This window comes from Microbacterium sp. PAMC22086 (assembly GCF_019443525.1).
Taxonomy (GTDB): Bacteria; Actinomycetota; Actinomycetes; order Actinomycetales; family Microbacteriaceae; genus Microbacterium; species Microbacterium maritypicum.
The window spans coordinates 740,862-766,129 of record NZ_CP080380.1 but is presented as its reverse complement, the minus strand read 5'-3'; the positions used below and the strand labels follow the sequence as shown (position 1 = coordinate 766,129).

Sequence of the window (25,268 nt, the reverse complement as noted above, 5' to 3'; positions counted from 1 at the left end):
TCTTGGGTGGCGAGTTCGCTGAACAGTTCGCGGAACGTCGGCGGTTCGCTGTGCTCACGGGTGTAGCGATGGATGATCTTCACCGCACGGCGCGCCCAGCTCGGCGCGGTCTTCGCTGACGTGAGTTCCATGAAGAGCGGCGCCAGGTGGGGTGCCGACCACGGCTTGACCACAGGTGCGGTCTTACTCGAACGATGATCCCCAGTTGTGTTCGGAGCGACAGCGACTACTCCGTGTTTGTCGCCTGGGGCGATCGGCGCGGCTTCTCCTTCACCGAGTCGGTATTCCGGGTCCCGCGGTCTGTCACTCATTCGGAGATCACCACTTCGGCGAGGTCTTTGGTTCGGCCTCCGCGCGCCCGGAGTTGCACGTCGAGTAGCCGGAGTCTCCGGGCAACGGTGGATTCGCTGCATCCAAGTTCGCGTGCAATCGCCTCGAGCGTGCGGCCGTTCTGATAGTCGACTCGGATTCGGTCGTCGTCGACGACGACCTGGCGTGGGGCGTGCGCGGGTCGGAGTTCGATTCCCGCCTCTTTCAGGACACGGCTGATAACCGAGCGACCGACGCCCGAATCGCTGGCGAGGTCTTTCAGAGCCCGGCCGCTGCGGTATTCGTCCACGAGTTCGCTGAACGTGAATGTCGTGCGGAGGTGTTCGCGAGCGGGCTGGTTGACGGGCCACCTTGCTGTGCGTTCGGCGTCGTCGACCGTGGGGTTCCAGTCAGCGACGTCGAGGGGAGGACTCCAGCGCACGGGTTCGTTGATGCGATGCGCCTCGAGGAAGCGTCGGGCCACGTTGAGGAGCTCGAGCTCCAACTCGTGCGAGAGGGAGGCTGCCAGCTCTCGGGCGTTCGTGACCTCCGCGGCGGAGTGCGGCCGGAAGAGCTGCGGGCCTGGTCTGGATGGTTCCCGCTGAGCCAGCTGTAGAGCAGCAGCCGAATCTGTCGCAGTCGTGGGGCGCCGCCGCGACGAGTGTTGACCCGGGCTGCGATCGCGTTCCAGTCGACGGCCGGGAGGAGTGATGCGTAGTCGAGCGCGCGTCGGCGCGCGTAGTCGATTGGGGGGTTCTCGGCATCGAGGTAGATGGCGAGGCGGGCGATGGGGAGCAAGAGGTTCTTGGCGGGGTCGGTGTCGCGCAGCAACCGGGTGGTATCCCGGACGCGGTGCCGGGGCAGTGGCGATCCAAGCATTTCGAGGGCCTCGACGTGGCTGAGGCGGGTGCCTGCGATCATCACTGCTGTGGAGACGGCGGCGGCTGCGAGCTCGGGATCGGTCTTGGGAATCCGAAGTTGCGCCGCCCACTCGGGCCAGATCTGTGCGGGAAGTTTGCGCGCTCGTTCTTTCGCTCCGGACGGTGGAGGGGGAACAAGGTGCTGGATGTGTGTGAGGTGGCGCATGTTGAGGCCGCGCGATCGGGCAACCGAGACCTTCAGCTGGAGGCTGTGTTGATCGAACACCGCTGATGGTGGGATACGGCCGTGGAGGAGCTTGAAGAGGCGGTCGGGGTCCTGCACCGCCTGGAAGGCGAGACTGGCTCCGAGCGCTGCCAGCGCCGAGGTTCGGGGGCGTTCCTTGCGGAGGATGCCGTCTTCGTCGAGTGCCTTACCGAGGGTTGCCGACGGGATATCTCCAGCATCGATGTCCTCGCCATTGACGAGAGCACGGACCGCGATGCGAGCGATGGTTCGGAGATCCTCCATAACGAGCGGTGCAGCTTGCGGGTTGTCGCGGTACATGCCGAATCGACCGACGCCTTGAGAGATCGTCGCGAACTGGGCTCGCTGCGCAGCAAGCATCCCCGTGCTTGCCTCGACGCGTCCGGTCTCGTCGCGCAGATCGGCGCCGCAGCGTTGACGCGGATCTGCCGCGCGGTGTGGCCTGTTGTGGCAGCATCCCGGTCGTGGGACGAGATACATCGGTTGCGGGCGTGCGCGCGGTGCCTCACCGCAACTAGGACAGATGTCGCTGAGCACGCGCCGGTGACGAGGGCACATCGACACGAACGCGTACGTCCACGAGAGCCTCCACCGGCCACCAGAGTCGAGGAGGCATTCCGGGCAGAAGCGCCCTTGCGTCCCCGCGGTCGGACATTGGATGCTCAGCCGCCCCTTGAGCGTGTACTTGGTCACCGTCGAAGCGAACGCCGACCTGGTCATGGCTTGCAGGCAGTCGGCCGACAACCCTGTCGTGTGGATGAGGCGCTCGAGTGGTCCCTCGTCGAGGTGGAACGACCACCGGTTCAGACGCCCGACGGAGTAGTGCTGATCCTGCTCGACGGCCGCTGGGCCGGATAGTCCCAGTGCGACGATCATCTGTCCGAAAGTGACGCCGTGCGCGGCTGCCATCGTTTCCAGCCAGGAGTCAAGAGGTTCGTCTGGCATGGGGCGAACCCGGAACGGCAGACGACGAAGCTCGGTCATGATCGGGCGACTCGCCGTGCTTTGTTCACGAGAATTGCTGTAGCGCCACGTGCGATCTCCGCAGCTTCATCGATCGAGACCTGTTCCAGGAGATCCGTGTCGAGGGTCTCCTTCCCGGTGCGGATGGCGCGTATCGCTCCCAGGCGGATCAGTTGCATCAACGATCCGATGACGCCTGTCGAGCGAATGTAGAGGTAGTCGCTGAGCGTGTCGGCGAGGGTGCCCGGACGCATCCGCGCAAGCATCAGTCGCTGCTCGATCCCGAGCAGCGTGTCGCGCCACACGGGTGCGCCGATCGCCGTGAGCGGATCAAACGCGTGGAGCTGCAGCAGTGTCCATCGCCGGCCGGTCTGCGCCAAGGCGGCGAACTCACCGTTGCGGCCTTCGGAGAACAACCCTCGCTGCTTCAGAGCGACACCGGCGAACAGAAAGGTCGCGGGGTACTCGTTAGCGAGCCATTTGAGCTCGTTCGCGACCTGCTCGCCCTTCTCGGTGCCCGGGCGGAGGAAGTGGACGTCGTCGATAATGATCAGCCGCGTCTCGTGGCGTCGGACTGCGTCGCCCGCCATGGTGGCAAGATCGCGGGCGAGCACCCTGCCCGTGGTCGCCCGCCGCGCCGGGTGTGCGTAGAACTCGAATAGTTGCTGGTGAAGCCCCTTGATCGTCACATCGCCGGTGAGCGTGATTCGGCACACGGGGATCCTCAGGATGTCGTCGTTATCATCCACGTACTCGCCGAGCTGGTCGATCTGTTCCCGGTGGTATCTGAGTCCGTACGCGTCGACGGTGGTCGACTTGCCCAGAGACGGCGGAGCGTCGATGGCCGCAGCGGCCCGAACGCGGGTCACCGCGTCCTCGTTGGCTTCAAGCAGATCGTCGAGTTGCTCATTGGCACGGACAACCTGCGGTGTGCGCAGCAGGATGCTCTCGTGCCATCGCCGGCGTTGCCGCCCGTAGTCCCTGCGCGCGACGGTGTCGAGGGCGCGAATCTGCGCCATAGAGAGTCGCTCCGGCCGGACCGGGCTCGGCCTTTCGGCGAGGTACTTCCACCACTCGTAGGTAGACGGGCCAGTGTCAGGCTTGATCACAAATCCTCCAGGGCGGTCGCGTAGAACTCCGGGTCTGGGTCGTACTCGGTGGGGTCGAGTTCGTCGTCCACGTCGTCGTCGCCACCCAACGGCGCCGGAGAGGACAGGGAGACGGCACGGGGACCGGCCAGCTCCTCACTCGGGAGAGTCACGCCGGGGCTGCTTCGTGCGATGAGCTCCTGCGTCAGGCGGATCGATGTCATGGCTGCCGCTTCGGTCTCGTGTCGGTGCGCGGCGACCTGCCGTGCGGAGGCACGGCGCTCCTGCGGGGTGAGGTGTTGGCCGGATCCCCACCGCGCGAGCAGTGCGGTCAGAGCTGCTTCGGTGTCCGGGATCTGCGGGTTCGAGGCGGCCAGCTTCTTCGCGTACTCGAGCGCGTCGATTCCGAACGGGGTGTTGACCTCTTTGACTCGCTCCCAGGACAGGGTGTGCCATGTGCTGTCTTCGGGGTCGTGGAAGTAGATGTATCGGACATCGTCGGGGTTGACGAAGAAGGGCCAGTCTCGCCCCTGGTTGTAGAGGGATTGCGACCGGTTACGGTACTTGCGGAGCACCCCATCGTCGTCCTTGTAGCGCAGCGTCCAGTTCTCGATTCCGTACCGCTGGATCGTTCGGTGCACAACAGGGAGCATCTCCAGCACGATGTTTCGATCTTGGGGCAGTCGGAGGTGGCCTGCCGTCGCCACGCCCTGCTCGTATCGCTGTTGCGGGCTCATCTCCAGTCCAGGCAGCAGCGGGTCAGCCAGTTCGCTGTGCGGGCGCACGTGGTAAACGGTCGCGATCCACTCGCGGATGATCTCCTCGAGCTGCGAGATGGTGTACACCGCATCAGATTCAGCGTCGAGACCACGGGCCAACAGGTCTTCTCCCTTGAAGCCAGGCAGCTGACTCAGCAGCTCCTTGACGGTGCGGAAGAACCTCTCCACCGCGGCCTTGTCCGTGGGCATGTACAGTCGGGCTGGCTGTACCGAGATCCCCAGCCGCGAACAGACGCTCAGCACATGCTCGGAGAGGTAGATCTTGCCGTGGTCGACGACGATCGTCTCGGGCAGGTTGGCTCGGATGAACCTTGCGACCTGGATGTGGTCCTCGCGGACGATGAGCGTGTCGGGAACCCCCGAGTAGGGCCATGATGCCGTCCTACCCCAGCTTTCGGGGATCTCGAACGGACGCATCGCCTCGAGGAGCACACCGGCGACGTCCATAGCGCGAGCGGTCGGGGTGAGCCTCATACCGACGATCGCTCGATCGTAGAGATCCATCGCGACGGTGAGTTCGCTGTTCACCCAGTCGCCGCTCACGGGATCGAATCCGAACACGTCCAGCGGTGTCGTATCCATGAGGACGTACTCACCTGGCCGAGTGGGAGCGAAGCGACCAAACGCACTCTGCGGCTTGTTCGCGTTCGATCGCTTCGCCTTCGTGCTTCCGTCGAACGTGTTCCGACCCCAGTCGAGGTCGCGGAACGCTCGGTACCGGACAGACTTCGAGGGGATCTTCACCACGCCGACCCCGTACTCGCGCTCGAGCCGCGCTGCCACGCGTCGCATGATCACCTTCCGCGCGACGCGGGGTTCCGTAATCTGCTCTGCCTGGATAGTGCGCACCATGTCGACCCACCGCGGGTCGAGGTTCCCGAGCCCGCGCGTCGGCTTCACGCGGCGGTTGTCCATCAGACCCAGTTCGTCCGCCTCAAGGTATCGAGCCACCCAGTTGCTGATCGTGCGCTCTGAAACGCCCACCTCGGCCGCTTTGGCACGGTAGCGGGACATCTTTCCGCTGTCGGGTGAGTACTCGTCCCGCGGCTCGCCTGGGCGTGCATGTGCGGCACTGCCGGACTTGTACCCGGTGAGAACTTCGCGTACGTGATCGGCTCGCTGATGCACATCCTCCTGCTCGGCTGCCGATAGCTGCGTCCAAATGAGAGCGAGCGGGTCGATCGCAGCGCCACCAGGATCCCGGGGGAACCGGGCGCGGCCCCCATCGCTTGGCGGCCGAAGCAGTTCCGCATAGTGAAGGCGCCGCAGGCGACGGTTGATGTCCTGAATGACAATCGCGTTTCCGGCTATCTCGACGACCGTGCAGAGGGAGCCGTCCCAGCTGAAGCTCGCACCCACGCGGATATCGAAGGTCGGCTCGTCGGACAGCATCACCACGCTGGCTCCACAATCGCTGTCGAAGCGAGCGGCGCTGAGAGATCAGTCGTGAGCCGTCCTGCCCAAAGAAGGTGAAGGACGATTCCCCGCGCATACTCGGGCTCGGCGAGCTGCGCTGCACCGACTCGGCAAGCCTGCCCGAACGTCATCGGCTCTTGAACAGACAGGCGGACCGCCTCGACTTCGACGGGCGCAAACTGGAATGCCCGCCGATAGCCCGCGAGAAACTTGAGGTTGCTCAGGCGGACTGGCTCCGGTTCGCTGAGCACGACGTAGTCCCACCCGATCGACTCGACTAACTGCCCCGACCACGTCAACGCGGCCGCGATCTTCGGATCACTAAGAAGAGCGGCGGGCTTCACATCGATCACACAAGCCCGGCCGCCGGTACGCTCCACGAGGTAGTCCGGCACATGCCGCCGCTTGCGGCTCCCGTCCCTCCCTTCGACAAGGAACGGCTGCGAGAGGATCCACACCGTCGACGGGTCGAAGTCTTCCCCCAGGAGGTTGGCGAGCTCGAGCCTCGACTCATACCCCACCAGCGATTCCATCGTCGCCGACCAGTAGCTACCGGAGTAATGACGCTGACCGCGATAGGCGCGAAAGCGTCGCCACGGGGTCGCGGCGTCAAACGCCGGCAGAGTGAGCAACGAGAGCTCCGTAACGCTGACGCTGTCGTCGCGGCCCCGAATCTGCACTGCCGCCGCACCCATCAGGCTCATCGGCTGCACCGGCCGAGACCACCTTCTCGTCGTACCGCCGTGACGGGAGCGCAACGTCGCATAAATTGGTTATAGGGCTATCGCCTATTAATGTCAACGAGATCAGCTCGCGTCGTCACACCCGAGCCCGCTGACCGCAGCTCAATCACTTGTGAAGAACGTCATCGACGCGCAAGTGTGTTGTAGGAACCGCTTTGAGATGTCCCCCACGCAGTAAGACTTTGGCGCGTTCAGATGCCGACTTGTCCAGCAAGAACGCGAGTCTTTGTAGCGAGAGTTATCCGTTTCGGCGAGATTACTCGATCCGATAGACGCGTGTCCGAATCCATTTGCCAGCCGCGCGCGCGGCGCGGTCCATCGGACTACCCAGGGGATTGTCGCTGGTCATGTAGGTCCACGTTGCCGACGGTCGGCGCAACCCGAGCACAGTGATGTCCTGCCCGAGCTGGTCGGGTGTCACGTCACGGATGATGTCGGCGGCGCGGTCATAAGCCGACGCGAAGAATCCGCGGAATTCGCGCAGTGCGATGCGGTGAAACTCATCGCGCGGGTTGACGCCGGCGAGGGCCTGCAGGTGGATGCCGTCGCGGATCTCCGTCAGATGTGCCAGATGGTCGCACCACTGTTCGTCGAGACACCACAATGCGACGTCGCGGGCGAGACGAGCAACTACTGACGGGGAGGATGCCGAGGCAAGGCGATCGAATGCCTCTGGTATTCGTCGAGTGACCTCTAGGGCGGCGCGGTCACCGTTCATGACCGCCTCTCGGTCGCCGAGAACGGTGTCGCGCTGGCGGGCGATCGCGCGGCTGAAGTCCCAGGTGTCGCGGTGGCGGTCGTGTTGGATGCCCTCGGCGATCCGCTGCGCCTGGTCGATGATGGAACCGAGCGTGGTCTGGTCGAGTTGCGATCCTCGTCGTCGGATCTTCTCGAGCAGGTGGTCAGGAGCGTTGGCCTGCACCAGTTCGTCGGTGGTGCTCACGAAGGTGGCGGTAGTGCCGGGGTCGCCCTGCCTGCCTGAGCGGCCGCGCAACTGCGCGTCAAGGCGGCCGGACGGATACCTGCCGATCTGCAGCACCGCTAGTCCCCCGCTTCTCGCGACGCGACGATGGTCGTGCTCGTCGATGCCTCCGAGGCGGATGTCTGTGCCGCGCCCCGACATCTGGGTGGATATCGTGACCGCCCCATACTCGCCGGCCTCTGCAATGACTGCGGCCTCCCGCGCGTCGTTGCGGGCGTTGAGCACGTGGGCTTCGATTCCCGCCTCGGCGAGCACCTTTGCGTAGTGTTCGGACTCCGCGACGCTCTGTGTTCCCACGAGCACCGGTTGCCCTGCCCGATGACGCTCTCGAGCCTCCACCAACACGGCATCCACGCGGGAGTCCTCGTCGAGGAAGACACGCTGCGGCAGATCTGTCCGGGTCTGTCGGAAAGTTTGTGTGTGAGGGGTTCGGCGTGATCGGTTCGGCTTCGGTCGGACGGGAAGATGAATCACGTCATGAGCACTGAATTGAAGACAACAACTGAGCAATCCGAGACCGTCGATCTGCGAACCGGGGAGGTCCTTCCTGCGCCGCCGAATATCACCGCGGTCGCGGAGCAACTCGTGGCCGCCGCTCGTGGTCAAGGGATCGAGCTGACTGGCCCGGACGGGCTGCTGACGGGGCTGACCCGGCAGGTACTGCAGTCCGCGTTGGAGGCGGAGCTGACCGAGCACCTCGGCTACGACCCGGGCGACCGGGTCGGGAAGCAGACGCCGAACAGTCGGAACGGATCCACGCCGAAGACGGTGCGGACCGAGATCGGCGATCTCACGATCCAGGTCCCGAGGGACCGGGCGGGCACGTTCGCGCCGGTGGTGGTGCCCAAGCATCAGCGCCGGATCGCGGGGTTCGACGAGGCGGTGATCTCGCTGTATGCGAAGGGCATGACCACCGGCGATATCGCCAAGCACCTCTCCGATCTCTACGGATCAGACGTCTCTCGTGATCTGGTGTCGACGGTGACCGACAAGGTGCTCGGCGACATGCAGGAATGGCAAGCCCGTCCGCTGGACGTCGTCTATCCCGTGGTTCTGATCGACGCGCTCGTGATCAAGGTCCGCGACGGGCAGGTCGCCAACCGGCCTGTCTACGTCGCTGTCGGCATCGATCTCGAGGGTCACCGTGACGTTCTCGGGTTGTGGATGGGACCGACCGGCGGGGAGGGCGCGAAGCAGTGGATGAACATGCTCACGGAGCTGCGCAACCGTGGTGTCGCCGATGTCTGCATCGTCTGCTGCGACGGACTCAAAGGCCTCCCCGATGCGATCACCGCGATCTGGCCCCTCGCAACGGTGCAGCAGTGTGTCGTGCATCTCGTGCGGAACTCACTTCGATACGCGTCGAAGAAGTACTGGTCCAAGATCACCAGGCAGCTCCGCGAGGTCTATACCGCTCCGACCATCGCAGCGGCCGAGGCGAGATTCGCGGAGTTCGCCGAGCAATGGCGGAGCCTGTATCCGGCGATGATCCAGATGTGGGAGAACGCGTGGGGCGAGTTCGTGCCGTTCCTGAAGTTCCCGCCGGAGATCAGACGCCTCATCTATACGACCAATGGGATCGAGTCGCTCAATGCCAGGTTCCGGCAGGCCACGAGACGCCGCGGGCACTTCCCCAACGAGCAGGCGGCGATGAAGGTGCTCTACCTGACGGTGCTCGAGCGGCGCCCGAATCGCACGAACCCGACCGGGCAGATCGCCGGCTGGAAAGCTATCCTGAATACCCTGTCCATCACCTACGGCGACCGCCTAGGAATCAACTAAGCCGAAGCCCCATACACAAAGGAACGGACAGACCCATCTGTCCGCTGGTTCGGTAGCCGTCGTTCGATCCGACCAGAGCGGAGCGAGTAGAACTCGGCCAGTTCCTCGGCCACTGCGACCATGGTTCCGCTCATGCCCGACAGGGTCATATAGCGACGCAGCAGATCCTGCACCGTGAGGGTGTCGAGGACGATCCCGGGCGACGAGACAGTGAGCTGCTCTTTGGCCTCGACTGCCGCGTGCAGCCCGTCTGGCCACCGTTGCTGGTGCGCGACACGGCCTCTTGCGGTGTTGATGAGCTTGATCGCGTCGTCGACGACCAGGTAGTCGACGTCTCGGTGCACGAGAACGTGAGCGTGGAGGGCGAGGTTGAGGCGTGTGAGCGTCGCTGTGTGTGCGGTGTCGTAGAGGTTCACACCGCCGAGTCGGTTCTCGAGGAGGTCGAGGCCGGCGTCGGTGAGCGAGACGGTGGCATGGTCGGCGTCGATCGCGTAGTGCAGTCCGGGGTCAAGCTCTTGCACGAGGGCGTCCGCCAGCGTGAAGTCTTCCGGGCTGTCTGTGGACGTTCCGGCGAGGACGAGGGGCGACACCGCTTCGTCGATCAGTACCGCGTCGGCCTCGTCGACGATCGCGACATCGAGCACCGGGCTCACGCGGTCTGCTTCGGTTGTCGCGAACCGGTCGCGGAGCACGTCGTATCCGACCTCGCTGACCGGCGCGTAGACGACGTCCAACCTATACATCTCAGCCCGCGTCATCAGCGGCGTGTGTTGACCGACCCAGCCGACACGGATGTCGAGCGAATCGAAGAGGGGACGCATCCACGCGGCATCCCGCTCCGCGAGATAGTCGTTCACCGACAGCACATGTACGCGCCGACCGGCGACCGCGAAAGCGGCCGCAGCGAGAGCACCGGCAAGAGTCTTCCCCTCACCGGTGTCCATCTCTACCGCGTTCCCCGCTGCCAGCGCGCATGCCGCCAGCAGTTGCTCATCGAACGGCTCTTCCCCGAGCGTGCGCCGCGCGGCCGTGCGCAGCACAGCCAACAGGTCGGCGGTCGGCTCGACTACCGCACTGCGACCTGGCGAGATCAGTGCTGCGCGGGCGGCGCGTGACAAGTCGGCGTCATCGAGATCGCCGGCCCACTGCCCGCGCTCGTTCGCTGCAGACACGATGCGACGGAAGCGCCGAAAGGACGTGGAACCGGGCGCCCCGGTCACTCGCTCAATCCACCGCCTCATGCCCCCATCCAAACACGACGGCTCTGCGCGCCAGCGGAGTGAGTTTGCCGGCCCGAAATGTCCAGATGGACACCGCGTGGACATTTCGTCTGCGAAACGGACAAGTCCAACCGGAACCTACATGTGTCTCATATATCGAAGGCGGCGAGGCCTTATATTTGTGAAGGTCACATTCACGCCAAGCAGTTGCAGGGTCGCCGATCGCTGCGACGTGGGAGACTCGAAACGTGGTGCTGCTGACTGATCTTGCACCCGAACACTCGAAAGCGATGTTCGGCAACAGCCACATGCTCTCCGTCATGCTGTTCATTGCGAACCACGATGACGACGTGTTCTCCGCGCCCCAGATCGTTTCGGCGACCGGCGTGGACCCGACGCTCGTGCATCCACTGCTCGGTCGCCTCAAGAAGGGGCAGGTGATCGAGCAGATTGGCCGCGTCCCCGGTGAACGCACGCTGCTTTTTCGCCGGATCGAGAGTCCGTACTGGGACCTCGCTCGGCGTGTTGCGGCCGAAGGGCCTACTGCCTCCTCGCCGGCTGCTTGAGGCCGGGCGCGTCGGAGGGCGCGAGTAGTGTCGGCCTGCTGAAGGCGATACCTTACGCCCGCTAGAGTGGCCGCTAGCCCAGGAGGGAGTTCACATTGTTCGTTCGCGAAGTCGACATGGCTGCTCCCGTTGCGCGTTGGCTGGAGAGGGTTGGCGGAAGCTGCGTTGGTCACGAGGTGACGGTGGGCTACGGTGTCGCGGACCTCGTCGCGGGCCTCGGAGACGAGGCTCGGCTAAGAAACCGACGTCGCCAAGCGCGCCCAGTCGCGAAGTCCATCCAGCTCGCGGTGCTGGACTTCTGCACCTCTTTCAGGACGCTCGATGACTTGCGAGAGTGGGCACCCCGCGGTCTGTCGTCTCTGAGGCGAGAAGCAATAGATCCGCTTATCGATCAGGGTCTGCTCGTTCTCGCCGGGTCTCGATACCGTACGAGGGTGCGACCGAAGGACCCGTTTGACGAGCTCATTGCCGTCGAGTTGAAGCTCCGAGACGCGCGCCGCGGCATTGCTCAAGCGACCGCGTATCGAACGTTTGCGGATCGCAGCTACCTCGCGCTTCCGCGCGAACGTGTGCGGACAGAAGCCCTCGGCGCCGCTCGTCAGGCTGGCGTCGGGCTACTCGCCGTGGGGTCGAACACGGTCGAGATTCTCGTCGACGCACCCACCCAGTCGACATCGACGCCGGCGAGACGCCGCATCGCGAGTGAGCGTGTGCTCGAGGCGAGTATGGATAGCTCCCGGCTGGGCGGGTCGCAGGCTCCTAGCCTCGCCGTCTAACTAAGCCAGGACTTCCGCCCAGCCTTCGAGGAAGGCCGGGCCTTCACTCGGGAGCCGAGTCGGAGGCAGTTCGCGATATCGCTCCGTGGCAACGTCGACCCAGGTTCGAAGGCGAGCGATCCTCTGTCCGGCGGGGAGGGTCGCCAGTTCGGAAACCTGGCGCGACTGTGCGATGAGGTTGTGCTGCAGGAGGAGGATGCGTTCCTCGGTACTGAGGTCATCCAAGCTGGGATTGCCGTCGAGGAGTGCCGCAGCCTGCGGCGTCCCCAGCTCCACGTATTCGGGCCGACGAGCACGCATGAGCAGGTACGCCTCGATTGACACCAGATTCACGAGCCCCGGTATGTAGATGCGGTCAAGAGATCGCCCACCCGACGTCTCATCCTCGGGATGCGGTGTCATGTTCATCAGGTTCCCCGAGACGCCGGTGGACCATCCTTCCGCTCCGAGAGCAAGGAGCAACAGTCCGCTACTCGCTCGTCGTCCGACGATCACCGGCGTTCCGGCTTCCCGGAGTACGGCGATGAGATCGCGAAGGCCACGCAGCGTGTCGACATCGCCGAGCGGTCCGAACGGCGCCTGTGTAGTACTCAGCAACAGGTGGACGCCTCGCCACTGCCGAGCCGTGAGGGCCGTCAGTAGGAGATCGCGCTGCCTCTCATTGGCGAGCCAGCTGGAGTGCACGGCGACACCAAGCCACATCGAGGTCACCTGCCCGCGCTGAGTAAGGAGCGCCTCCGTCAGTCCTGCGCAGGCCACGGATTCGGTGAGCCAGCTCTGCTCGTTCTCGGCCGCGTAGAAATATGGCGAGACGATCGCGTCAGGTTCGTCGGCCGTCACGGAGTCGAGCACGTTGGTGCAAAACTCTCGACGCGAGGTCTCATCTGAGAACCCGGTTAGTACGGGCGCCGAACCGTACGGGAGCTTTCGGAAGCCTGCCGGTCGAACGGCGAGGGGACTCCGGACGTAGTGAGTGACCGGATCCACGATCGCCTCAGCTCCGACGTCATGTGCAGCGTCAACGAACTCACGGACTCGTGAACCTGCGCGGATATCGATGACCACTCCGTGCGGTCGGAGCGCGGAGAGAAAGCCGTTTTCGGCGTAGTTCTTGACCTGCCCGATGTTCAGCAGGAAGCGCTGGGGGCTGGTCTCGATGGTCGACGCCGACTGCATCGACGAAATCGCGAGTGTGAGGTCTGTCAGAAGCTCGCTGACTTTGAGATATCGCCTGTGCGGCTGCTTGTGCAGCATCCTCTCGACGACATCCGCGACGGCCGAGGGAATCTCCGGGTCGATGGCTCGTATTGGTTGAGGTGTCTGCACTGCGGGCGCGCGCCATCGATCGATGAGGCTGAGTGCGTAGAAGGGCTGCACGTTGGTCAGGAGTCGGTAGGCAAGCGCGCCGATGACGAACTGATCACTACGCCAGTCGCCGTGGACGGGGGACGAGCCAACCTGCTCAGGGCTCATCCATCCCGGCGTTCCGGGGGTCGGCAACGCGGTGTAAGACTCATCGTCTACGTGACGAGCCAACCCCAAGTCGACGATGACCGGCCTGCCGTCAGCGTCGAGGATGATGTTGTTCGGGCTCAGGTCTCGATGCGCTGTGCCTTGGGCCCAGATCGACGCGGCCGCATCGGTTAGCCGGCTTATCAAGTCGAGCGCTTCGAGCGGAGTGAAGACCACTCCGGCCCCGAGCTCGGCCCCAAGAGACCTACCCTCGATGAACTCCATCCGAATCCAGCAGTAGTCGACTCCCTCGAACTTGTGAACGCCATGAGCGAGGAATTGCACGACTCCGTCGTTCGTAACTCGTTGCAGAGCATTGAGTTCTCTGTCGACACGCTCACGCTCGGAGAGCCCCGGATCGATGATCTTGAGGGCTGTTTGCCGGTCACCCTCTCGGATTCTGAAGGTGCAGGCGAATCCGCCCGTGCCGAGGTGGGCTACCTCATCCGCGAGGGGAAAGAGGGAAATGGCGACTCGTTCGAGCAGCGTGCGATCGGCTGGCAAGTTCTTTCCTTACATCGTCCGAGGGGATGAGTTTTCAAATTTGCAAGTCGTTTGAAAACCGTCGTGGAATTCGCAACTCTCACCGAGAACCTTCAGTTGAAGTCGCCGCCGGGGGCCATGTCCATGAAGCGCGAGTAGTGTCCCTGGAACGCGACAGTGATCGTCGCGGTAGGTCCGTTACGGTGCTTGGCCACGATGAGGTCGGCCTCGCCCGGACGCACGTCCTTGTCGTAGACCGAGTCGCGGTGCAGCAGGATGACCATGTCGGCGTCCTGCTCGATCGAGCCGGACTCTCGCAGGTCGCTGATCGCGGGCTTCTTGTCGGTGCGCTGCTCGGGACCACGGTTCAGTTGCGAGAGGGCGATGACCGGAACCTGCAGCTCCTTGGCGATGAGCTTGAGGCTTCGCGAGAACTCCGAGACCTCCTGCTGACGCGACTCGACGCGCTTGCCCGATGTCATGAGCTGCAGGTAGTCGATGATGACCATGCGCAGGCCCTCGCGCTGCTTGAGTCGACGGCACTTGGCACGGATCTCGACGAGCGTCATGTTCGGGCTGTCGTCGATGTAGAGCGGGGCGTCGTTGATGCGGCCTCGGGTCGCGGCGACGGTGGTCCAGTCGCGCGGGTCAAGGTTTCCCTTTCGCATGTTCTGCAGAGGGATCGCACCCTCGGCGCTGAGCAGACGCATCGCGATCTCGCTCTTGCCCATCTCGAGCGAGAAGAAGACAGAGGGGAGGTTGTGGCCGATGGATGCCGAGCGGGCGAAGTCGAGCGCGAGCGTGGACTTACCCATGGCGGGTCGAGCGGCGACGACGATCATCTGACCGCCGTGCAGGCCGTTCGTGAGCTCGTCGAGCTCCTTGAAGCCGGTCGGAACGCCGGTCATGGATCCGTCGCGACCGCTGGCGGCCTCGATCTCCTCGAGGGCGGCATCGACGGCGATCTGCAGGGGGACGTAGTCTTCGGCGGTCTCGGATCCGGTGATCGAGTAGATCTCGGCCTGGGCGTTATTGACGATGTCGGTCGCGTCGCCCTCACCGGCATAGCCGAGCTGCACGATGCGGGTGCCGGCGTCGACGAGCCGGCGCAGGATCGCGCGCTCCGAGACGATGCCGGCGTAGTAGCCGGCGTTCGCGGCCGTGGGCACGATCGAGGTCAGGGTGTGCAGGTAGTCGGCACCGCCGGCGCGGCCGAGCTCGCCCGTCTTGATGAGCTCATCGGTGACAGCGACCACGTCGGTGGGCTCGCCGTGCGAGTACAGCGAGAGGATGGCCTCGAAGATCAGCTCGTGCTTGGGGATGTAGAAGTCGGCGCCCTTGAGCGTCTCGATCACATCGGCGACCGCATCCTTCGACAGGAGCATTCCGCCCAGCGCGCTCTGCTCGGCGAGGAGGTCGTGGGGAGGCGTGCGCTCGGGCGCGCGCTTCGCGCCCATGCGCTCCTCTGAGATGTCAGCGATCGACACAGTCTTCCCTTCGATGCGACGTTTCCGATGCGATGTTCCGAGGAGACGCCTCGACGGCGGGGCCTGTATGGATCTCGGCCCTCACGCCACCCTGAACAGCAAAACAGGTGCCTCCGACATTCGGTCGCTCGCCCACGCTACGAGCGACTCTTTCCACATGCAACACGGCCTGTGGATAACCATGTGGAAAGCGTGCGGACAAAGTCGGAGTGTCTGTGCACAACGGGTGTGGATAACCCCGTGGAGGAGTGGGAAAGCAAACTTTTTTATCTGCCCTGATCTGGCGTTTACCCTTTCCCCAGCCTGTGGATGAAAATCAGTTTAAATCGGGTGTTGAAGGTTGCCCTCTTCGGGGATGGGATGTGTAGAACCTGGGGAAAGTCAAGCCGAGATTTCTCCGGGCGCGTCACACCCCGACATCCCCGGAAACGCGCGGAGAACCCCCTAGACAGATCGTGCGGCCGCGAGTATCGTCGCCTCCAATCGACGCAGCTCCGTCGAGATTCGTGGCTTTCTGAGGGGGAGGCACACGAGATCACCTTCTGAGGGGGAGGTTGACGTGGACGTTCGGGCCACCCGACGCGGCACACCTGCCGTCGTCTTCTGGGGTGGCATCGGCGTGCTCGCCTGGGCGACGCTCACCGTCCTCCTCTCGGGCGGATCCGCGCACGCGGACGACCAGGAAGACGGACCGCTCGACGGGCTCACCTCTCTGGTCAGCAACACGGTGTCGGCCGTCACGGCCCCCGTGGCACCCATCGTCACAGAGGTCGTCGCTCCCGTGGTCACACAGGTGGTCGCCCCCGTGCAGCAGGCCGTGCCGGCCGTCGTCGCCACCGTGACCGCGCCGGTCGTGGACGCTCCGGTCGTCGGGCCGGCGGTCGCTCCCGTGGTCCATGCCGTGACGGAGACCACGACGGCGGTCGTCGCGCCGGTCACCGACGTGCTGACCGGCGCACCGGTCTCCCAGATCACCGATCCGATTCTCGACACGGTCTCCGGCATCCCGGTGGTCGGTGGGCTCGCCTCCGACCTCGGCCTGATCTCCGCGGTGGGCGACGTGGTCGGCGTGGTCGATGACACCACCGCACTTCTCGGGAACGTCACGAATGAGACCATTCCTCCCGTGCTCGAAGCCCTCGACCCGACCTCGCCCGAACCCGGCGAGGGGCCGGAGAGCATCACCGCGCCTGCGGTGACGACGACCCCGACCGTGATCATCGCGGAGGACATCGCGACGATGCCCCCGGCCACGTCGACGGCTCTTCCCCCGGCCGGATCGTCGCATCCGAGCGCGCTCCCCGCCGCGAACGGCGCCACGGGCGCCGGCGACGACACCACTCGTGCGCCTACCGACCCGCCGCCGTCGAGCCCGCCGGGAAGCACTGTTCCCGCGTCGTCCTCCGCCGGTCCCGGCGGCGGAAGCGGCGCCTCTCCCGCGCGCCTCAGCGACGCGAACTCTTCTCCGCTCCGTGCTGGTGAGCGGACATCCGGGGCCTCCGACGACGAGCTTCCTTCGTCGCCGGTCGCCGACACCGACGTCTCTCCTGACTGACGGTTCGTCACGTCGTTCCTCCGGGAACGACAGAAGCAGTGCTGCGCGCGCACTCTGATCGCGCGCACCCTTCAGACGAACGATCCAGTCAGGAGAAAGACCATGCGTACATTCATCAAGCGGGCCCTCTGGGGCGCGCTCATCGCCGGAGGCGTCACGCTTCTCGGCGCGACGGCCGCGAACGCGGCCGAGACGACCGGGGACGACGGACTTCTCTCCGGCACACAGGTGGAGACGGCGATCACCGCACCGATCTCGGTCGTGAACAACGCGATCTCGGTGCTGGGCGACGCCGTGTCCACGGCCCCCGCCGCAGCTCCGGCACCGGCTCCGGCTCCGGCGCCCGCCGCAGCACCGGCTCCCGCACCCGCTCCGGCCCCGGCGCCTGTCGCCGTCGAGACCAGCGGCGCTTCGGGTACGGCATCCGGCACCCAGGCGGCTGTCACCGTCAACCTCCCGGTCACCGTGGCGAACAACGCGGTGAGCGTGCTCGACACGTCGACGACCGCCGCCCCGGCCGCGACGCCCCAGAGCCCGGCTCCCCAGGCCGGGACCCCGGCCGAGGCGCCTCTGGTGACCACGAACGGCCTGGACGGAGTGCTCTCGGGCACCCAGGCGCTCCTCGCGGTCAACGCACCGATCACCGTCACCGGCAACGCCGTGTCGCTGCTCGGTGACAGCGAGAGCACCGCGCCGACCGGGCAGGGTGCCGCAGCACCGGCATCCTCCGCCCCGGTGGACGCCACGACGTCCGGCGACGACGGCATCGGCAGTGGAACGCAGGTCACGGCGCCCATCACGGCACCGATCACGGTGTCGGGCAACGCGATCTCGCTGATCGACGACGCCACCGTCACTCGCACCGGCGGCACCACCACCCCCGCAGCGGTCACCCCGGCCACCGGCGGCAACACCACCACCGGCACCGACAGCGTCCTCGGCGGCACCCAGATCACCGCGCCCGTCACCGCCCCCATCGGCGTGACCGGCAACGCGATCTCGCTGCTCGACGACGCCACCGTCACCCGCACCGGCACCGGTGCCTCCCCCGCTCCGACCGCACCCGCGACCGGAGGCAGCACCACCACGGGAGCTGACGGCATCCTCGGCGGCACCCAGCTGGCGCTGCCGATCAGCCTTCCGATCACGCTGGGCGGCAACGCCATCTCCGTGGTCGGCGAGGCGACGGTGACCGACCCCGGCACCGGGACGAACCCGGGGACCGACCCCGGCACGAACCCGGGAACGAACCCGGGCACGAACCCGGGGACCGACCCCGGCACGACCCCTGTCCGCACGACCGCAGCCGCCTTCGCCTCTGGCGCGGCGACGACCGGTCAGGCTTCGGGACTCGCGATGACCGGCGGCACGTCGTCGGTCGGACTGGTCGCACTCGCCGCCGTCCTGCTCCTCCTCGGAGGTGCGGGACTCCTGCGACGTCGCCTGACGGCTTAGCGATGACGCCGGTGGTGCGGCCGTCCTCGGGGGAGGAGACCCGCACCGCCGGTGCGCCGCTGCGTCCACCCCACACATCGACGAGGTCGTAGCCCCCGCTCACCCCGTCGTGCGACGCCGGCGCAGATCGGGCGGATGCCCCGTGGAAGCCCCACCCACGGGGCATCCGTCGCGCCCGCGCGGAAGCACCCGGCGGTCCGCCTGTCGGGAGTTCGGACGGATGCAGGGAGTAAGTGCCCGCCCGAACCGCGCGCGGCCGGATCCTCCCGACAGACGTCCCGCGAAACCGGTGCGCAGCTGGTCCCGCGAACCCGCGCCGGGAATCGGGGGCACCCGGTGCACGCGGTGAGGCAGGATCAGTGGATGTCGTCGACCTCGCCGTGCGGGATGATCGCGGCGCGGTAGCGCTCCACGAGTTCCCGCCATCCGGAACCCTCGGTGTCGGCGACGTAGGCATTCACGTTCGCGGTGCTCATCTCGACGGCGCGGATGAACTTGTTCATCATGTACCGGCTCACGATGCGGCCCTCCACAGGAAGAACGAACTGGATGCGAAGCGCGAGGTCGTCGCCTCGGCGAGGTCGGCGGGGCGGCCCTGCATCGCGGCGAGCAGGATCTTCCGGCGCGACTTCTCCTTGAGGCCGAGCTACCAAACGATCGATTTGATCGTTTGGTACCATTAGCCCATGACTGATGTGTTGCCCGTCTCCGATGCCAAGCGTCAACTCGGCGCGCTCGTCGATCGTGCCCACCTCACGCACGAGCCCGTTTTCCTGTCCCGCCGTGGGCGTCGCGTCGTGGCCATCGTCGACGCGGATGAATTCGATCGACTTCGCGAGATCGCCGAGGACGCCGAGGACGCTGCCGCCGCCGTGGCAGCACGCCGCGAAGCTGCGGAAACCGAATCGCTCCCCGTGCCGTGGGAGGAAGTGAAGGCGGAACTGGGGCTCGTGTGAGCTATCGGATCGACATCGCTGCGCCGGCACAGCGGCAGTTGCGAAAGCTGGATCCGCAGGCCCGACGTCGCGCGCAGGCGGCGATCGAACTCCTGTCCGAAGAACCACGACCGCCCGCGGCGAAGATGCTCGCCAACAGCGATGGCGCGTGGCGCGTCCGCGTGGGCGACTATCGGGTGATCTACGACATCGAGGACGATCGTCTGGTCGTGCTCGTTCTCGCCGCAGGGCATCGCCGCGAGATCTACCGCTGAGCGAAGAGCCCCATGACCCCGGCGGGATAGAGGGGCAGCACCTCAGCGGCGTCGTCGAAGCTGCGCCAGACGACGGGAACCACCGCCCCGTCGCTCTCCGTGAGCGTCGCGCCCTCCGCTGCGGGTTCCGGATCGAGGCGTCCGGTGTACACGAAGACGATCTCGTGTCCGACGTCCCCGTCCAGGTGGAAGATGTTCTCCACCACCCCGAGGTAGCTCAGGTCCTGGATCGTCGCCGACAGCTCCTCGCGCACCTCGCGCCGGACCGCATCGATGTGGGTCTCGCCGACCTCGACGCTGCCGCCGATGAGGCGGTGATATCCGCCCGGATTCTCCGCGGTCGCGGCATTGACGCTGACCGCATGCGCGGTCCCTTGCACGTTCGGCGCGACGAGCATCGCCTTGACGCGGATATGACTTCGATCGATTGACGGAGCAGGCTCTACCATGATCGCCACGGCGATCCCCTGAATACGACGACCAAATCACGCACCGTCCGTCCAGTGGGTTTAGGTGCTGGAGGCAGGATCTGAAGACTCCTCAGTCTTGCTCTTGCGCACCTCATAGACAAAGCGAAAAATCCACGCCGCAGATGCGAGGAACGCGACGACCACAGTGACGTACGAGTACCACTCCGGTCCCACACCCTTGACGAGCGAGAAGATGCCAACGCTCAAGAAAGCGGCCGCCCCCAGCAGATTCCATTTTCCATAGCGCTCCATGATTAGCGACGCTACTTCACGGCTTCCCGATGCAACAGAGGCCATGTCAGAAGCGAACGCTAAGGATGGGTTGTGGGCCACGCATCACCAAACCATCGAAGGCTCCCTCTCCATCCGCCCCGAAGTACGTACTGATACGCGATCGACGGCGTCGCGTAGATGGTCCAGGCGATCGGGCCGATGACGCGGTCGGCGGCGGGCCCTGGCCCAGAGGCCGACCTTGCTGCTGTGCGGCGAACCGACGAACCATCTCGACATCCGGGCGCAGCGTGCTGACGCGCGAGCTCATCGCCCGCGTTTGGCGCGTCGACGCCGAGGTGCTGTCACGCCCTGGCAGCGACCGCCCGCTGATCGTGTTCGACGCGGAGCACGCACTCGCACGCTGATCGGAACCGTATGGCCGCAGCCTCAGCCGGCCTCGGCGGAGGCGAACTGCGGGACCACGACGAATGAGCCCAGTCGGTGCGCGAGTGCTTCCGCCTCGGCCTCCTGATCCGCCTGCTGATCCGCCTCCTGCGGAGAATCGGCGAACGCGGCGGATCCGGCACCCCCGCCCACTCCCGCCAGAACACAGGCCTGCGCGGGCTTTCGAAGCTGGTCGAAAGTCATGGGCAGGCTCTCGCAACGCGCATGTCCGCACAGCAGATGCGCGAGCTCGTGGATCACCACGTGCAGGCGGAACCACTGAGGATCGGCCCGGCGTACCGGGATCCTCGCCCGGTCACCGTCGAGGAGAACGAAGCGCGGGACCGCGTTCCATTCCTCCTCGTTCAGCACCTCGACCTCGATGTCCAGCCTCAGCAGGGCGGACGCCCGTTCCAGGATGCACTGCACACTCGTGCCGCACTCGACCTCCAACTCTTCGAAGAGTCGATCCACTCGACTTCGACCACTCACGATTCCCTCACCCCTCGCAAAGCCCGGCCCCCTTTCGGCCGGACAACCCTCACAGTGAAGAGACGAAGGTGAGGGCCCAGTCATTACGCCGAAACCCTGAGAACTTTCGGCCAGTCTTTCCGCGCCTCGGACTACGACTTTTGGGTCAGATCGTGCACAGCAAGGCCGTTCGAGGCCGAATCGACCGCGAACGGAGCAGTCATGGCCGAGTCGAGCGCTGCCGAGTCGAGCGCTGCGGCGGCGAGCGCTGCGGCGGCGAGCGCTGCGGCGGCGAGAGTGGCCGCAGCGGTTCCGCACACGGCCGCCTCCCATGCGCCCAGGGCGCCCGAGTCCTCCCGCGGGGGGACGAGGATCACCCTGCGGGAGGATGCCCCGGCGCGCGCGATCCGGCAGGCTCGAATCGTCGATCGTGTCGCCGGAGCTCAGTCGCCTCTCGTCGCGCTGAGCCGGACCCACAGGATTCGGCACGGGGCGACGTGGGTCGAGTGATCACAGGCGGCTTCCGCGTCGCGCGCGTGCCACTTCGCCCGCCGCTGCGACCCAGCCGAAAGCACCTCATCGCTCCATGTCGTTCCTCACACGCAGCAGTCTCAAGAACCGCCTGATCCTGTCGCTCGCGACACTGGCGATCGTCGCTCTCGGCCTGATCTCGATGGGCTCGCTCAAGCAGGAGCTGATGCCGTCGCTGCAGGCGCCCATGGCGTTCATCTCGGCGCAGTCGCAGGGTCTCGCGCCCGAAGAGATGGCGAGCAGCGTGACCGAGCCCGTCGAGCAGGCCGTCCGCGCCGTGCCCGGCGTGACGAGCGTCACGTCCACCACATCCAGCGGGGGTGCGCAGATCCTCGTCGAGTGGTCGTTCGGGGAGAACGACGAGGAGACCCTGCGCACGATCCGCAGTGCGACCGAGTCGTTGAAGCCGAGCTTCCCCTCGGGCACAGAGGTCCAGGTGGCGTCGGGCGGTGCCGGTGATCTGCCCGCGATGGTCCTCAGCGCGGGCACCAGCGGCGACCAGGAGAAGTTCGGCGATGCTCTGCAGCAGACCGTCGTCCCGGCGCTCAAGGGCGTACCGGGTGTGCGCGCCGTCGAGCTCGCGGGCCAGGAGACGCAGCGCATCACGATCGATCTCCGCCCCGCGGATGTCACACGGCTCAAGGTCGAGCCCTCGACGCTCGGCCCGATCCTCGAGGCGCACGGCGCCGCGCTTCCGGCAGGGCAGGCGGATTCCGCCGAGGGGCCTCTGTCGATCACCGTGGGGTCGCGACTCGCCACTCTCGAAGACATCCAGGCCCTTCCTGTACCCACGCCCGAGGGAGCCGTCACGGTCGCCGAATTCGCCGACGTCTCGATCGAGACGGTGCCGGCGCAGACCATCTCGCGGGTCAACGGCAACCCGTCGCTCACGCTCCAGATCATCCCGTCGCAGGGAGCCAACGTGGTCGACATCTCGCACGGCGTGAACGCCGAGCTCGACCGGCTCGCCCCGATCGTCAAGGCCGAGTTCGTGACGATCTTCGACCAGGCGCCCTACATCGAGCAGTCGATCCACGACCTCTCCGTCGAGGGCGGGCTGGGCCTGCTCTTCGCCGTGCTCGTGATCCTCGCGTTCCTGCGCTCGTGGCGCTCGACGGTCATCGCTGCCGTGTCGATCCCGCTGTCGCTGCTGATCACGCTCGTGGGCCTGTGGTGGAGCGGCAACACCCTCAACATCCTGACCCTCGGCGCGCTCACGATCGCCATCGGACGTGTCGTCGACGACTCCATCGTGGTGATCGAGAACATCTCGAGACGACGCGGCGACGGACCGCTCACCATCGACGGCATCGTCGCGTCGGTGCGCCAGGTCGCCGGTGCCATCACCGCCTCGACGCTCACCACCATCGCGGTCTTCCTGCCCATCGCCTTCGTCTCCGGAATCGCCGGGCAGCTGTTCCGGCCGTTCGCGGTGACGGTCTCGATCGCCCTTCTCGCCTCTCTCGTCGTCTCGCTCACCATCGTGCCGGTGCTCGCCTCCTGGTTCCTCAACAGGGCTCCGAAGCACCGTGCCGCAGTTGCCGAAGCGGCTCAGCCAGTGTCCGAGGGATCGGCGGACGACGCACCGCTCGCCCACGAGAACGAGGTGCCGTCCGAGCTCGACGAGATCCATACGGCTCCCGACCGCCTGCAGCGCACGTTCATGCCGGCCCTGAACGCGACCCGTCGACACCCGGTCATCACCCTGGTCGCCTCGGCCCTGCTGCTCGTCGCGACGCTGGGTATGACGCCGTTCATCCAGACCGACTTCCTGGGCTCATCGGGTCAGGCGAGCCTGCAGGTCGTGCAGACGCCCCCGAAGGAGGCCACGGCCGACCTGGTCGCCGCCGCGGAGCCGGTCGAGAAGACGCTCGGGAAGATCGCGGAGATCGATGACATCACCACCTCGATCCCGGTCCCCACACCCGGCACCCCGACGTCGATCACCTACGACCTGCGGGTGAAGGACGGAGCCGACGTCGCCGCGGTCGAGTCGAAGGTGCAGAAGGCGCTGGACGGTCTTGCCGACAGCGGCACGATCGAGCTCGCTTCGCAGGACGCCTCCCTCGCAGGTGCCGGTGACGGCATCGCCCTGGCCATCCAGGGCAACGACCCGGCCGCGCTGCAGACCGCGAGCGATATGCTGGAGAAGCAGCTTGCCGACGCCGACGGGGTGCGCTCCGTGAAGAGCGAGCTCGCGGGCGAGCAGCCGGTGCTGCGCGTGAAGGTCGACGAGCCGCTGGCCGCGCGCCTCGGCTTCGACCGGGCCACGATCGCGAAGGCCGTGCAGGAGGCGCTCTCGGGCACCACCGTCGGCACCCTCATGTACGAGGGTCGGGAGCGCGACATCGTCGTGCGCACGCCGGGCTCGGCACGAACCGCCGACAAGCTCGGCGAGATCATGCTGCCCGTCACGGCCCAGCAGACGGCCGAGGCGCAGAAGGCCGCCGCCGACGCACTCGAGGCCAAGGCCAAGGCGAAGGCCGAGGAGGCCAAGACAAAGGCCGAGAAAGAACTCGACTCGCAGATCAACACGGCCACGAAGCAGCGGGCCGAGCTCGCGGGTCAGATCGGCGCCCTGAACAAGCAGCTCGCGGAACTGTCGGCGGCGCCGATCGTCCCCGCAGACCCGCTGAGCCCTGAGGACGAGGCGGTGCTCCAGGCGCAGGCGGAGCGCGCCGAGCAGCTCTCGGCGCTGCAGAGCGCGATCGAAGGCGCGCAGTCCGGCATCAAGGCGGCGGACGAACAGATCAAGGCCCTGCGTCAGAGCCGCACCGACGCCGCCGCCCAGCAGGTCGAGGCCGAAGCCGCCGAGGCGGAGCAGAAGGCGGCCACCGGGGTCACGGGCACCGCGATCCCTCTCGCCGCGATCGCGACGGTCGAGGAAGAGCTCACCGCTCCGACCATCACCCGCGCGGAAGGCGAGCGGCAGGTCACCCTGACGGTCACGCCGGAGAAGGGCGGTCTGTCGGCGGCCAGCCGGGCGATCGACGAAGCGATCGCCGAGACCGACCTGCCGGCGGGGGTCACGTTCGAGCAGGGCGGCGCGTCCGCCCAGCAGGACGAGGCGTTCAGTCAGCTCGGCCTCGCGATGCTGGGGGCCATCGTTCTCGTGCTGCTGGTGATGGTGGCGACGTTCCGCAACTTCCGCGGCCCGCTCGTGCTGCTCATCTCGATCCCGTTCGCGGCGACCGGTGCGATCCTCGGGCTCCTCCTCACCGGTACGCCGATGGGGCTTCCGGCCCTGATCGGACTGCTGATGCTCATCGGCATCGTCGTGACGAACGCCATCGTGCTGATGGACCTCGTGAACCGCCTCCGGGTGGCCGGGGCGAGCCTGGACGAGGCCGTGGAGCACGGAACGCGTCTGCGTCTGCGTCCGATCCTGATGACGGCGGCCGCGACCGTGTTCGCGCTGGTCCCGATGTCGCTCGGCCTGACCGGTGGTGGCGTGTTCATCTCGAAGCCGTTGGCGATCGTGGTGATCGGCGGACTGGTCTCATCGACGCTGCTCACCCTGGTGCTGGTGCCGGTCCTGTACACGCTCGTGGAGCGCAGCCGGGATCGCCGGATCGCCAAGCGTGCCGAGCGACGGGCCCGCCGTGAGGAACGCCGTGCCGCCTCCGCCGAGGAGACGACGGACATCTTCGAGGTGGCGGCCGACAGGGAGTAACCCCTCGCGCGCCCC

The 25,268-nt window shown here is 66.2% G+C and carries 21 protein-coding genes; 7 read left to right on the top strand and 14 right to left on the bottom strand.

The annotated features are described in order from the left end of the window. Positions 1-307: 307 nt before the first annotated feature. From KY497_RS03690 to KY497_RS03665, 6 genes are all read right to left on the bottom strand, one after another. Positions 308-619, bottom strand: a complete 312-nt coding sequence (locus KY497_RS03690) for a hypothetical protein (RefSeq protein WP_219869849.1) — start codon at positions 617-619, stop codon at positions 308-310. Then, complete coding sequence (locus tag KY497_RS03685) at positions 589-2,418, bottom strand: TniQ family protein (RefSeq protein WP_219869848.1); 1,830 nt, start codon at positions 2,416-2,418, stop codon at positions 589-591. Before KY497_RS03685 ends, KY497_RS03690 begins: the two co-directional genes overlap by 31 nt. Then, positions 2,415-3,506, bottom strand: coding sequence for an ATP-binding protein (locus KY497_RS03680; RefSeq protein ID WP_151487467.1), 1,092 nt, complete (start codon positions 3,504-3,506; stop codon positions 2,415-2,417). Before KY497_RS03680 ends, KY497_RS03685 begins: the two co-directional genes overlap by 4 nt. Further along, positions 3,503-5,278 carry a DDE-type integrase/transposase/recombinase gene (locus KY497_RS03675; RefSeq protein ID WP_170287955.1) on the bottom strand — a complete coding sequence of 592 codons (1,776 nt, stop codon included), beginning with the start codon at positions 5,276-5,278 and terminating at the stop codon, positions 3,503-3,505. Before KY497_RS03675 ends, KY497_RS03680 begins: the two co-directional genes overlap by 4 nt. 377 nt (positions 5,279-5,655) lie before the next feature. Further along, positions 5,656-6,384: a TnsA-like heteromeric transposase endonuclease subunit gene (locus tag KY497_RS03670; RefSeq protein ID WP_151487465.1), complete on the bottom strand. Its 729-nt coding sequence runs from the start codon at positions 6,382-6,384 to the stop codon at positions 5,656-5,658. A gap of 295 nt (positions 6,385-6,679) precedes the next feature. Next, positions 6,680-7,750, bottom strand: a complete 1,071-nt coding sequence (locus KY497_RS03665) for a hypothetical protein (protein ID WP_375140927.1) — start codon at positions 7,748-7,750, stop codon at positions 6,680-6,682. A gap of 132 nt (positions 7,751-7,882) precedes the next feature. Here KY497_RS03665 and KY497_RS03660 point away from each other — a divergent pair, with 132 nt between their 5' ends. Then, on the top strand, positions 7,883-9,187 hold the full coding sequence (locus KY497_RS03660; protein ID WP_219869846.1) for an IS256 family transposase: 1,305 nt from the start codon (positions 7,883-7,885) through the stop codon (positions 9,185-9,187). On the opposite strand, the gene KY497_RS03655 is transcribed toward KY497_RS03660, so the two are convergent. Next, the gene (locus KY497_RS03655) at positions 9,184-10,359 is read right to left on the bottom strand and encodes a hypothetical protein (RefSeq protein WP_258185848.1); all 1,176 of its coding nucleotides are present in this window, start codon (positions 10,357-10,359) and stop codon (positions 9,184-9,186) included. The genes KY497_RS03660 and KY497_RS03655 overlap by 4 nt on opposite strands. Positions 10,360-10,655: 296 nt before the next feature. Between KY497_RS03655 and KY497_RS03650 the strand changes: the two genes are divergently transcribed. Next, positions 10,656-10,973 carry a hypothetical protein gene (locus tag KY497_RS03650; protein ID WP_061683897.1) on the top strand — a complete coding sequence of 106 codons (318 nt, stop codon included), beginning with the start codon at positions 10,656-10,658 and terminating at the stop codon, positions 10,971-10,973. Between the two features lie 776 nt (positions 10,974-11,749). On the opposite strand, the gene KY497_RS03645 is transcribed toward KY497_RS03650, so the two are convergent. Both KY497_RS03645 and dnaB read right to left on the bottom strand, forming a co-directional pair. Beyond that, positions 11,750-13,765, bottom strand: coding sequence for a serine/threonine-protein kinase (locus KY497_RS03645; protein WP_151487463.1), 2,016 nt, complete (start codon positions 13,763-13,765; stop codon positions 11,750-11,752). 92 nt (positions 13,766-13,857) lie between these two features. Beyond that, a complete protein-coding gene (gene dnaB, locus KY497_RS03640; protein WP_082524306.1) occupies positions 13,858-15,231 on the bottom strand; it encodes a replicative DNA helicase in 1,374 nt (457 codons plus the stop codon). Between the two features lie 559 nt (positions 15,232-15,790). On the opposite strand from dnaB, the gene KY497_RS03635 reads away from it, so the two are divergent. Further along, complete coding sequence (locus tag KY497_RS03635; protein WP_219869844.1) at positions 15,791-16,786, top strand: hypothetical protein; 996 nt, start codon at positions 15,791-15,793, stop codon at positions 16,784-16,786. 102 nt (positions 16,787-16,888) lie between these two features. Further along, the gene (locus KY497_RS03630; RefSeq protein ID WP_219869843.1) at positions 16,889-18,241 is read left to right on the top strand and encodes a chaplin family protein; all 1,353 of its coding nucleotides are present in this window, start codon (positions 16,889-16,891) and stop codon (positions 18,239-18,241) included. A 356-nt stretch (positions 18,242-18,597) separates the two neighbouring features. On the opposite strand, the gene KY497_RS03625 is transcribed toward KY497_RS03630, so the two are convergent. After that, entirely contained in the window at positions 18,598-18,759 is a 162-nt protein-coding gene (locus KY497_RS03625) for a hypothetical protein (protein WP_219869842.1), read from the bottom strand. Between the two features lie 168 nt (positions 18,760-18,927). Here KY497_RS03625 and KY497_RS03620 point away from each other — a divergent pair, with 168 nt between their 5' ends. Further along, positions 18,928-19,197: a type II toxin-antitoxin system Phd/YefM family antitoxin gene (locus KY497_RS03620; RefSeq protein ID WP_055871358.1), complete on the top strand. Its 270-nt coding sequence runs from the start codon at positions 18,928-18,930 to the stop codon at positions 19,195-19,197. Beyond that, the gene (locus tag KY497_RS03615) at positions 19,194-19,451 is read left to right on the top strand and encodes a type II toxin-antitoxin system RelE/ParE family toxin (RefSeq protein ID WP_219869841.1); all 258 of its coding nucleotides are present in this window, start codon (positions 19,194-19,196) and stop codon (positions 19,449-19,451) included. Before KY497_RS03620 ends, KY497_RS03615 begins: the two co-directional genes overlap by 4 nt. Here KY497_RS03615 and KY497_RS03610 read toward each other — a convergent pair. The 4 genes from KY497_RS03610 to KY497_RS03595 all read right to left on the bottom strand — a co-directional run bounded on the left by KY497_RS03610 (position 19,442) and on the right by KY497_RS03595 (position 21,426). After that, positions 19,442-19,900, bottom strand: a complete 459-nt coding sequence (locus KY497_RS03610) for an NUDIX hydrolase (RefSeq protein WP_256934476.1) — start codon at positions 19,898-19,900, stop codon at positions 19,442-19,444. The genes KY497_RS03615 and KY497_RS03610 overlap by 10 nt on opposite strands. Before the next feature lie 60 nt (positions 19,901-19,960). Then, positions 19,961-20,173: a hypothetical protein gene (locus tag KY497_RS03605; protein ID WP_141385657.1), complete on the bottom strand. Its 213-nt coding sequence runs from the start codon at positions 20,171-20,173 to the stop codon at positions 19,961-19,963. Between the two features lie 408 nt (positions 20,174-20,581). Continuing rightward, positions 20,582-21,052, bottom strand: coding sequence for a hypothetical protein (locus KY497_RS03600; RefSeq protein WP_055871379.1), 471 nt, complete (start codon positions 21,050-21,052; stop codon positions 20,582-20,584). A 149-nt stretch (positions 21,053-21,201) separates the two neighbouring features. Next, positions 21,202-21,426, bottom strand: a complete 225-nt coding sequence (locus KY497_RS03595; RefSeq protein ID WP_219869840.1) for a hypothetical protein — start codon at positions 21,424-21,426, stop codon at positions 21,202-21,204. A 209-nt stretch (positions 21,427-21,635) separates the two neighbouring features. Here KY497_RS03595 and KY497_RS03590 point away from each other — a divergent pair, with 209 nt between their 5' ends. Further along, positions 21,636-25,253 carry an efflux RND transporter permease subunit gene (locus tag KY497_RS03590; protein ID WP_219869839.1) on the top strand — a complete coding sequence of 1,206 codons (3,618 nt, stop codon included), beginning with the start codon at positions 21,636-21,638 and terminating at the stop codon, positions 25,251-25,253. The last annotated feature ends 15 nt before the right edge of the window (positions 25,254-25,268 follow it).